The sequence below is a fragment of the Gracilibacillus halophilus YIM-C55.5 genome, from assembly GCF_000359605.1.
GTDB lineage: Bacteria > Bacillota > Bacilli > Bacillales > Amphibacillaceae > Gracilibacillus > Gracilibacillus halophilus.
The window spans coordinates 42,184-52,860 of record NZ_APML01000013.1 but is presented as its reverse complement, the minus strand read 5'-3'; the positions used below and the strand labels follow the sequence as shown (position 1 = coordinate 52,860).

The 10,677-nt window shown below is 38.2% G+C and carries 8 protein-coding genes and 1 pseudogene; 2 read left to right on the top strand and 7 right to left on the bottom strand.

Annotated elements, in window-relative coordinates; all coding sequences use genetic code 11:
- Positions 1-77: 77 nt before the first annotated feature.
- The 7 genes and pseudogenes from J416_RS03185 to ppc all read right to left on the bottom strand — a co-directional run bounded on the left by J416_RS03185 (position 78) and on the right by ppc (position 8,720).
- The gene (locus tag J416_RS03185) at positions 78-1,154 is read right to left on the bottom strand and encodes an ABC transporter substrate-binding protein (RefSeq protein ID WP_003464587.1); all 1,077 of its coding nucleotides are present in this window, start codon (positions 1,152-1,154) and stop codon (positions 78-80) included.
- A 16-nt stretch (positions 1,155-1,170) separates the two neighbouring features.
- Positions 1,171-1,950, bottom strand: coding sequence for an ABC transporter ATP-binding protein (locus tag J416_RS03180; protein WP_003464586.1), 780 nt, complete (start codon positions 1,948-1,950; stop codon positions 1,171-1,173).
- A gap of 19 nt (positions 1,951-1,969) precedes the next feature.
- Positions 1,970-2,734, bottom strand: a complete 765-nt coding sequence (locus tag J416_RS03175; RefSeq protein ID WP_003464585.1) for an ABC transporter permease — start codon at positions 2,732-2,734, stop codon at positions 1,970-1,972.
- 172 nt (positions 2,735-2,906) lie between these two features.
- Positions 2,907-3,856, bottom strand: a pseudogene (locus J416_RS03170) (ribose-phosphate diphosphokinase).
- 63 nt (positions 3,857-3,919) lie between these two features.
- Positions 3,920-5,047: a glycerate kinase gene (locus J416_RS03165; protein ID WP_003464577.1), complete on the bottom strand. Its 1,128-nt coding sequence runs from the start codon at positions 5,045-5,047 to the stop codon at positions 3,920-3,922.
- A gap of 350 nt (positions 5,048-5,397) precedes the next feature.
- Complete coding sequence (locus J416_RS03160) at positions 5,398-5,676, bottom strand: spore morphogenesis/germination protein YwcE (RefSeq protein WP_003464576.1); 279 nt, start codon at positions 5,674-5,676, stop codon at positions 5,398-5,400.
- Between the two features lie 284 nt (positions 5,677-5,960).
- The gene (gene ppc / locus J416_RS03155) at positions 5,961-8,720 is read right to left on the bottom strand and encodes a phosphoenolpyruvate carboxylase (RefSeq protein WP_003464573.1); all 2,760 of its coding nucleotides are present in this window, start codon (positions 8,718-8,720) and stop codon (positions 5,961-5,963) included.
- Between the two features lie 333 nt (positions 8,721-9,053).
- Here ppc and J416_RS03150 point away from each other — a divergent pair, with 333 nt between their 5' ends.
- Positions 9,054-9,605, top strand: coding sequence for a glycerol-3-phosphate responsive antiterminator (locus J416_RS03150; protein ID WP_003464570.1), 552 nt, complete (start codon positions 9,054-9,056; stop codon positions 9,603-9,605).
- 199 nt (positions 9,606-9,804) lie between these two features.
- Complete coding sequence (locus tag J416_RS03145) at positions 9,805-10,635, top strand: MIP/aquaporin family protein (protein WP_003464567.1); 831 nt, start codon at positions 9,805-9,807, stop codon at positions 10,633-10,635.
- The last annotated feature ends 42 nt before the right edge of the window (positions 10,636-10,677 follow it).

Genomic DNA, 10,677 nt, shown 5'->3' with positions numbered 1-10,677 from the left:
GCGAATGGAGACAGAAAAGCATCTTGAATTATGAAAAAACTGCCTTCATTCGCTTGCACAAATCTTATTTTATTGACTTATTCTTCATATTCACCGATAACTTCGATTGCTTCTTCGACCAATGACATATCAATCATTTTCTCAAAGTCTAATTCGCCTTGAATCGCGCCTCTTTCTTTATAAAATTCATATTGATTTTTTACATCTTCTTCAAATATCATTCCATTTGGATTTAAGCCAGTGACGCCAACTTCTCTCCACAGTTCATGATCTTTCATTGCTGTGTGATCTGCCATGATCGATATGATTTCTTCTTCATTACCTGATCCTTTCACGAATGCCTCGTGATAGTCACGAATCGCTTGTAGATACGCCGCCATAAAACGTACGGCAACGTCTCGACGTTCAGTCATAAAATGAGGGGAACCAAGTACCATAGCAATTTGTGCTTCTGGAGCATAATCAGTTGCATCCCCGAAGCGTTGATGAATATCTTGATTTTCTCCTTGCGTGATGAGTGGTTCAATTTGTAATGCGAGATCAATTTGTTGATTTCCCATGGCTGACATCATATTGCCGAAGTCTGACATTAAGACAAATTCCACTTCATCTCTAGATACACCAGCGTGACTGAGCATTTGATCAAATATATAATCATCCACACCATTTTTTGTGGATACGGCAATCTTTTTCCCCTTCACATCCTCATATTCGGTAATTTCGTCCTTCAAATCTTCACGAACAACAAATGTGAAATAGGAATTGCCGTCAATATTATGACCTTTGTCAGCAATAAATCGTACGTCAATACCTTGTGCAATGGAATTAAAAAAAGAAGCAGAGGAAATACCGCCAGCTACATCAACTTCACCGGATGCTACAGCGGGTAACATTTCATCACTATTACCGAATGTCGCAAATTCGACTTCGATGTTATATTGTTCAAAGTATCCTTTTTCTTTTGCAATATAGAACCCGGCACCGGAAGCAGATCCATCTTCAGCGATAACAACTGTTTCCGTTTCAGCTAAAGGTTCTAATGGTTGATCTGGATCTTTATCTACCGTTTCTGTTTCCGTTGAATCTGAAGATTGACAACCGAGAAATAAAATCATCATCACTGCCCATAATAGATACATCGACCATTTTTTCATCTCATCACCTCAAAAATTAATGATTTGCAGATCGCGCGTGTTTGACTTCTCTATGCAGATGTTCCCATATGTTCAAAAAAGTGTTTGTCATGTCCTCACTTGCACGTACTTGTTCGATTGATCGAGGGCGCTGCATTTGAATCGGTAAATCCTCAATAATTTTTCCAGGTTGTGCGCTCATGAGTAATATACGATCACTTAATAACAACGCCTCATCTATGCTATGTGTGATAAAGAGGACGGTTTTCTCTGTTTCTTGCCAGATCGATAACAATTCTTCTTGTAAAATAAATTTATTTTGTTCATCAAGGGCTGCGAATGGTTCATCCATTAGTAAAATTTCTGGATTATTAGCAAATGCTCTTGCGATGCTCACCCGTTGTTTCATCCCACCGGAAAGTTCTTTCGGATACAATTTGCGGAAACGACGCAGGCCAACTTTTTCTAAATAATGATTGGTTTGCTCATGAATATAGTCAGTCGGCATATGGCGCATTTTTAACCCAAAGGATACATTTTCTTCCACAGTCATCCATGGAATCACACCACTTTCTTGAAATACCATGGATTGAAGTGGGTTTTGTTTATTTTCATGTTGAATCGAAATGTCCCCTAAACTTGGTTTCTCCAGTCCAGCGAGTATTCGTAGTAACGTTGTTTTGCCACAGCCACTTGGACCTAATAAACAGACAAATTCTCCTTTTTTAATGTCGATCGAAATATTCTCCAGTACATCCACATACTGATGTTGTTTCACGAATTGTTTTTCAAGTTGACGAATTTGAATTTTGAACATGCAACCCCTCGTTTCGTCGTTATTTCCAAGGCAATAATTTACGCTCTAAGCCTCGTAACAATAAAGAGAAAAAGTAACCAAAGAATGAGATAAGTAGTAATCCGACGTACATTTCTGGAAGTAAAAATGCTTTGTAATTCATCCAAATTACATAACCAATTCCTGAATTCGCACCAATCATTTCAGCAGCTACAATCGTCAATAAAGCAATGGCTTGCCCCATCTGTATCCCTTCCAACATGACGGGCAGTGATCCTGGTAAGGCAATTTTTAAGAAAAAGTCTTTGGAACTGGCTTGAAAATTTTTGGCGACGTCTGTATAAATAGGGTCAATATTGGCGACACCAGCTGCCGTGTTGATCGCTACAGGAAAAAATACACTAATAGCAATCGTAACCATTTTGGAAAATTCGCCAATCCCGAATAAAATCAAAATAATGGGTAGCATCGCTAATGTGGGAATTGGCATAAAAATCATGATAATAGGGGAGAAAAATGTTTTAAACCATTTGTACATCCCCATGAATAATCCGATACAAATGGCCGGAATGACACCTAATAGAAAACCACAGAAAATACGTAACAAACTTACCCCGATATGATGAAAAAGTTCACCGCCAGCTCCCATGTCAATCAGTGTTTGTAGAATCAAAGTAGGTGGTGGAAAGAAACGTGGATCTAATATTTCCATTCGCGAGAAAAATTCCCAAGCTATTAATAATACAATCGGAGCAGAAATGGTCAAAATTTGTTGATGTTTGAACCATTTAATTAATTTACGCATCGAGCATCTCTTCCTCTCTTGAATCACATCGTTAACGAAGGAAACATTGCATTTAACTTTATAGACAGTCTATGCGCCTGCCTAGAAGATGTGATTATTGAGAATAGGGAGGAGATAAAAAAAGTGACCCCGAATCGATCGAGATCACTAGTCGTGCCTTGAGCTTATTCAATTATTTGTATAATGAACTAACAGATTGTTGTTTGTATAGTCGAATAATGGCTTCGGCTAATACAGGTGCGACGGTAAGCTGCGTAATATGATCTGTTTGTTTCTCATCAGGAAGAGGAATTGAATTAGAGATTATCAATTCCTCAACATCAGAAGCATGAATGTGTTCAATTGCTGAACCGGATAAGACAGGATGTGTGGCGCACGCGAATATCTCATTCACACCATGTTGTTTTAAGCTTTCGAACTGGAACTGATACGCCAACCTGTATCAATAATATCATCGATAATGACAGCTGTTTTATCTTCGACTTCACCGACAATATTAATATTTGCTGTATCTTCGCTTGTACCTCTGCGATCAACAATCGCAATCGGTGCTTTTAATTGATCGGCTAGTTGACGTGCTCGAGAAACACTACTATGATCTGGTGCAACGACAACTACATCCTCTAATTGTTTTTTCAACAAATAATCGCCTAAGATCGGTACTGCTGTTATGGGATCAACAGGTATGTTAAAGAATCCCTGTGCTTGGGGTGCGTGTAAATCAAGTGATATTAATCGCGTCGCCCCAGCTTTTTGAATTAAATCGGCAATCAATTTTGCGGTAATAGGTTCTCTTGATCTCGTTTTGCGATCTTGCCTAGCATAACCGTAATACGGCATCACAACATTGATTGTTTTGGCAGATGCCCGTTTTAACGCGTCAATCATAATCAGTAATTCGAAAATATGCTGATTAACCGGGTCACATGTAGACTGTACGACAAAAACATCGCAACCTCGAATACTTTCTTCAATATTAATTTGAATTTCACCATCACTAAATGTTTTGACAGAAGATTTGCCTAGTTCAATTCCGATGGTTTCAGCAACTTCCTCTGCTAATTGTGGGTTTGAATTTAAGGAAAAAACTTTTAATTTAGAATCATGAGCTGTATGATTCACCCCGAAGACCTCCTACTTATGTATGCTAATTAAATTATCGCAAAAACAAGTCGTTGTCACAAGTTATATTGTTCGAAAATAGTTGATTAATGTCATTAATTGTTTCGTTTGTTGTTCTAATAAGTAAGAGCATTCTTCCATACACTCATGTAACGATAATGGGCGGTTAACAATCGAAAAACAACCGATAAATTTTTCTTGTAATGCGTCTATATGTTTTCCTAAGCCACCCGAAAGTAAGATCGCCGGAACATGATGGTGACTGGCTAGATCAGCAATAAAACCTGGCGCTTTGCCATAAAGAGTCTGATTATCACTTTGTCCTTCACCGGTAATCACGAGGTCCGCTTGTTGAATGGTTTCTTCCAAATTTGTGACATCCGCAATTAATTTCGCTCCTGATTGTAATGAACCGCCTATCGATAAGAAGGCAAATCCCAATCCACCTGCTGCACCTGCTCCAGTAGCATGTTGATAATTGGTCCCCATATGTTTTTCCATTAATGATGCAAAGTGGTCTAATGCTTGGTCGTATAAGGATATTTGTTCATTGCTTGCTCCTTTTTGCGGACCATAAATCATAGTGGCTCCTTCTGTTCCAGTCAACGGATTATCAACATCACTGGCAATTTGAATGTGAACGGATGATAGACGAGGATCTAGATGGCGAACGGACATATCGTGGATTTGTAATAAATCTTTTCCGAAAGGTCCAATCGGTTGAGAATCTTTATCCCAAGCTTCAAGGCCAAGTGCTTGTAACATTCCAAGCCCGCCATCATTTGTAGCGCTTCCACCTAAGCCAATAATAAAAGAATCACATCCATTGTCTAAAGCATGTAACATGGCTTCACCAATACCGAAACTCGTTGTATCATCAGGATTTCGTTCTGATCCAATGACTTGTGTCAGTCCAGCATGTTTGGCTGTTTCAATGACCGCAATGTGCTTATCAATTATCGCATAACTCGTCTGAATAGGTGTACCTAATGGGCCACTCGTTGTCACATTTATTTCTTCACCTTCAGTGGATGCTAGAATGGCTGCAATCGTTCCTTCTCCGCCATCAGCCATAGGCTTGATGATGGTGGTGTCTTTTCCAAATCGATCAATTGCTGCTTTCATTGTTTGTGCAACTTCAATGGATGTCAAACTTCCTTTAAATGAATCAGGTGCTACTACAATCTCCATTTTTTCTCCCCCAATGAAACAATATAGTTCTATTATACAAAAGTATGTAAGTGATCATGAAGTGAAAACTATAATAAATGTTTTCAGTAATTGGTTGGCAAATGAAAAAAGAGACAGGGACAACATATAATATAGCAACGTTGCATTCGATAACAAAAATAAGCTTTGTCAAAACACATCGCTTTCCGCGGGCAGGCCCCTCAATTTCCCGAAACGAGTTTCAGGTGATTTTCGGCTCGTGCTTGCCCGCAGGAGTTCGTGTTTTGACAAAGCAGTGATGCATAACTAGATCAAAACGAAAAGATAACGTTCATTTTTGTAATAGAGCTTTGTCCTACTCTTTTTAAAAATTATTTTGATTGGATGGCTAGTTGTTGTGACTTATATGATTTTCGCATTTCTAGCAGAATGATTGTGAACGCAATATGACCGTAAACTAAGTTGCTGATAAAGAATGCCCATAGGAACATTTCATTTGGTGCAATACCAACGGTTACATGCTTGATAAAGACAAACCATGAACCAAGAATAAATGGGAGCTGAAACAATGCGGTTTTTCTCCATTTGTCAGCCCATAATAGTAGGGGAGTTGCACTGAAAATAAATAGAAAGATAAGTAAAATATCCATAGTGAATGACCTCCTCTGTGGACGATCTTTGTAAGTGTTTACATAAAGTATAACACATTGTTCATGATTTTGTCATACTTTATTCACAAATTGTACAAAGAATATTCAAAAATGCTAAGGATGGCGAATGTAACTTGATGGGTTTGTATTTTCTGGCGTGGCAAGAATAATTCTCGCGTGACCGCAAATTATCTAGCATGGCAAAATTAATTCTCGTGTGACAACAAAATTACTAAAAAATCCTCTAAAGTGATTTCAACACTTTAGAGGATTTATATCGTGTATTAACCTGTATTGCGAAGGCCAGCTGCGACACCGTTGATGGTTAAAAGTGCTTCTTTTAACAGTTCTTCATAATCTTCGTTATCTTCATCCATTGATCGAACTTGTGACACTAATTGCACTTGTAGTTGATTAAGCGGGTCAACTAACGGATTTCTTAGACGAACGGATTCTTTAATATTTGGTTTATGATCCAGAAGTTCGTCTTGACCAGTAATTTGTAACACAATATCTTTTGTCACATAATACTCATCTTCGATTTGTTTGAAAATACGTTGACCGATTTCTTGATCTTGTACCATATTTGCATATTCTTTAGCTGTACCGAGGTCGGCTTTTGTTAATGCCATTTGTAAATTATTCATGGTTGCTGTAAAGAATGGCCAATCGCGATACATTCGTTGCAACATTTCTAAGTTGCCATGTTCATCAATATATTTCTTAATCCCTGTACCTGTTGCAAACCAAGCTGGTAACAACTGGCGACTCTGTGTCCAGGCGAAAACCCATGGAATTGCACGAAGATCTTCGAAATGATCACTGCCTTTTCGTTTCATAGGCCGTGAACCAATATTTAGATCGCCAAGTTCATGTAATGGTGTAGCTTGGTTGAAATACTTGATAAAGCCAGGATCTTCGAAAACTAATGATTGATATTTCTTCAGTGCGTATTCTGAAATTAAATTCATTGCGTTTTCTTCTTCTTGATTCAGTCCAATGTTTGATGAATTCTCTTCATTTAGTCCCATAATCGCTGTCATCATCGTAGAAGTAGCTTGTTCTAAACTACGATAAGCAATGTCTTTGAGTAAGTAACGAGAGGATAGCACTTCCCCTTGTTCTGTGATTTTCACACCATCGCCTAATGTGACAGGTGGTTGTGATAACAGACTCGAGTATAATGGTCCGCCACCACGACCGAGTGAGCCACCACGACCGTGGAAATATTTCAGTTTGACACCGTAACTGTTGGCAATGTCATGAATTTCTTGTTGTGCTTTATATAATTCCCAGTTCGCGGTGATATTTCCACCGTCTTTACTACTATCTGAGTATCCAAGCATAATTTCTTGTAAATCCCCACGAGCTTCTAAATGCTTACGGTATAATGGGATATCAAATAGTTGTTTAATCATACTAGGACCGTTTTTTAAGTCATCAATTGTTTCTAACAGTGGTGCAACATGGATGCGACTGACCACTTTTCCATCTGGATATACGCGATAAAGTCCAGCTTCTTTTGCTAAAACAAGCACTTCTAGTAGGTCACTGACCGCATCTGTCATACTAATTAAGTATACCTCAATCGCACGAAGACCAAATGTATCTTGTGCCTTCTTAATCATGCGGAACGTTTCAATCACTTCTAGCGTCCCTGGCGTGAATTCGTCATAAATGGAAATCAGCGGCCTTGGATTTTCCAACACACCGATAAGTGTATGAACTTTATCATCTTCATTCAATGCCTTATAATCTTGTGCGATTCCGACTTTACTGAAGACCTCCGTTAACGCTGCTTGGTGTTCACCACTATGATTACGAATATCGAGTGATGCTAGGTGGAAGCCAAATAAATCCACTTGGCGAATCACTTTACGTAGACGTTTAATCGGATTGGAGTTCGGATGATGACCTTCCATACTGTTGCGAATCATGTATAAATCATTAAGCAATTCTTCCGCTTTTGTATATCCTAATTCATGATCTTGTTCGGTATAATCTAACTTTTTCAACATTAACGATAGTTTCACACGATACACTTCATCATCTTTATGCCATCCATTTGTGTTTAATGTTTGGCGATCTTCTTCGATCGATTGTAATAATTCGTCACTCACTTCAACCTTATCCACCGAATGGCTAAGTCGGTCTTTCAATTCACCAAGAGATTCTTTATATTTTTTTAATACAAGTGAACGATGCCGTTTCAATGTTTCATAAGTTGTATCTGCTGTTACAAATGGATTTCCATCACGGTCGCCACCGATCCATGAACCAAAACGAAGGAAGGATGGAATGTTCCAACGTTGCTTATAATTTTCATATAATAAATCTTCTAAATCATCGTGGATTCTTGGTAATACATCGAATAGTACGCGATCGAAATAATATAAACCATTCGATACTTCTTTCATAACAGATGGTTTTTTCTGACGAATCTCTTGTGTTTGCCATAAAATCGTAATTTCATTAGCAATGGTTTCTTTAATAATTTTCTTCTCATAACGCGTGAAGGCATAATCCCATGCAGTTAAAAGGTTTGCAATGCGTTTATGAATTTGTAAAATCGTTCTTCGTGTAGCCTCTGTTGGGTGAGCTGTAATAATCAACTCCAACGAAAGACTCTCTAATAGTTCAGTAATTTGTTCTGGTGTGACGTTGTTATTAATTAATTGTCTCACACCTGCTTCGAGTGAACCTGGTTGAATGCTATCTGCATCTTGAGTTTGGTATTCTCTACGGCGTCGCGTACGATAATTTTGTTCCGCTATGTTAAATAGATGTAAATGAATTGAAAAAGCTCGAATCACATTTTGACGTAATCCCGGTTCTAATTCATTAATGGCTTTTTTAATGTCTTTATAGGTTGCTTCATCTTGTGTTTGACGAAGATTTGTAGAAAGGTTACGAATGTTCTTCACTTTTTCTAATAATTCGTTACCACCTTCGTGTAGTAATACATCATCTAATATTGACGTTAAGTATTCAGCATCTTCAAGTAATGATACTTGCGAATAATGCTCGTTCGTATCTGCTCCCATTTGTTCCACTTCCTTTCAAATTGATAGTAGTTTTCTGGGGTGTCTCTTATAATAGTACTTGCATCCTTTAACAGTACACATGCAATTATTATTTGGTTGGAGTTGGTTAGAGGATATGTTTTCATGGGTATGAAAGCCAACATGAATCACATGAGACGAGATAATGATGGCTATTCTCTACCAATACATGCGTATGATATAGAAATCATGTATAATCTGGTAAGAGACATAGATAATTAGATGAAGCATCCTTGTCTATTTTAAGGGAAAAATCAGATTTGCGCAAATCATTTTTTTGAAAATTATAAAATCTACTAGTGAGGAATGATGATAGTGGTAGAAATCTCAGGGATATTACCAGCGATTCGAAATATGAAAGATTTTGATTCTCTAATAGAAAGTGATCAACCTTTACTGATTATCTTAGAATCACGAATTTCTCAATTACATCATGTCGTGAATTATGCAAAAAAGAAAGGAAAACAAGTGTTGATTCATGCGGATTTAATTAATGGGTTAAAAGTAGATCAATATGGCATGGAATATCTCATTCGTCTAGTGAAAGTTGATGGTGTGATTTCAACAAGAGCAAATGTCATATCATTAGCTAAGAAAAACGGAATTGTTGCGATTCAACGTTTATTTGCACTCGATAGTGTGGCGTTAGAAAGTAATATGAAATTAATTCAAAAAACAAAACCAGATTACATTGAAGTGTTGCCAGGCATTATGCCATCGATTTTGGAAAAAGTGGCTGATCAAACGGGAGTACCAGTTATTGCTGGGGGATTAATTCGAACGAGAGAACATGTAGAAGACGCTTTAGCCAGTGGTGCCACCGCGGTAACGACATCCAACCTCGATTTATGGGAAGTGAAAAAATAAAAGAAATGATTGACAGCGCTTTACTCATGATATATCCTAAAATTAACAAGTTAATGAATGTGTCGGAGAAAAGGAGTCCACACAGCGATTTACGTACTTTCCTAGGACAAAGTATGTCGATTGGCTGTGTGGATTTTTTTATTCGGCGTTGCACGTGCATATCTCATTAGCTTCAAAATTGTTGAAGGGGTGAATGGGAATGTCTGAATTTCTTGCAGAGCTCATTGGAACGATGATTTTAGTTATTCTTGGTGTAGGAGTCGTCGGCGGTGTAGTATTACGAAAAACGAAAGCAGAAGGAGCAGGATGGGTAGTGATTACCATTGGCTGGGGGTTAGGTGTAGCCATGGGCGTCTATGCTGTTGGCCATGTCTCTGGTGCACATATAAATCCGGCTGTGACCTTAGGATTTGCAGCAATCGGTGAATTTCCATGGGGGAAAGTGCCGATGTATATAAGCGCTCAAATGATTGGTGCATTTATTGGTGCTGTCATTGTTTTCTTGCAATATTTACCGCATTGGAAAGAGACACGCGATCAAGGAGCTAAATTAGGTGTATTTGCGACAGATCCAGCGATAAAAAGTCCATTGTCAAACTTAGTGAGTGAAATCATTGGAACGTTTGTTTTGATCATGGGGTTACTTTTTATTGGAGCGAATGAATTTACACAAGGGTTGAACCCAGCGATTGTTGGTTTACTCATTGTAGCTATTGGAATGTCTCTAGGTGGTACGACAGGTTATGCGATTAATCCAGCCAGAGATTTAGGCCCTAGAATCGCACATGCTGTTTTACCCATCATTGGAAAAGGGAAATCAAACTGGGGATATGCATTGATTCCAGTCTTGGGACCAGTTATCGGCGGTGTTTATGGTGCGTTGTTTTATCAAGCGGTTTTCCAAGGTAATATTACATCACCGTTTTGGGTTATGTCTGTTGTAGTAGGGTGCATATTCATTGCATCTGTCATCATTGAGTTAAGAAAAAACCGTGTGCACATCCAATCACACGAAGAAAAAGCGATTTAATGTCGACATATTTTTATCATTAATAAACAAATTGGGGAGGCA

Coding starts and splice junctions, on each gene's coding strand:
- J416_RS03185 (WP_003464587.1), bottom strand. CDS start 1,154: ATGAAAAAATGGTCGATGTATCTATTATGGGCAGTGATGATGATTTTA.
- J416_RS03180 (WP_003464586.1), bottom strand. CDS start 1,950: ATGTTCAAAATTCAAATTCGTCAACTTGAAAAACAATTCGTGAAACAA.
- J416_RS03175 (WP_003464585.1), bottom strand. CDS start 2,734: ATGCGTAAATTAATTAAATGGTTCAAACATCAACAAATTTTGACCATT.
- J416_RS03165 (WP_003464577.1), bottom strand. CDS start 5,047: ATGGAGATTGTAGTAGCACCTGATTCATTTAAAGGAAGTTTGACATCC.
- J416_RS03160 (WP_003464576.1), bottom strand. CDS start 5,676: ATGGATATTTTACTTATCTTTCTATTTATTTTCAGTGCAACTCCCCTA.
- ppc (WP_003464573.1), bottom strand. CDS start 8,720: ATGGGAGCAGATACGAACGAGCATTATTCGCAAGTATCATTACTTGAA.
- J416_RS03145 (WP_003464567.1), top strand. CDS start 9,805: ATGTCTGAATTTCTTGCAGAGCTCATTGGAACGATGATTTTAGTTATT.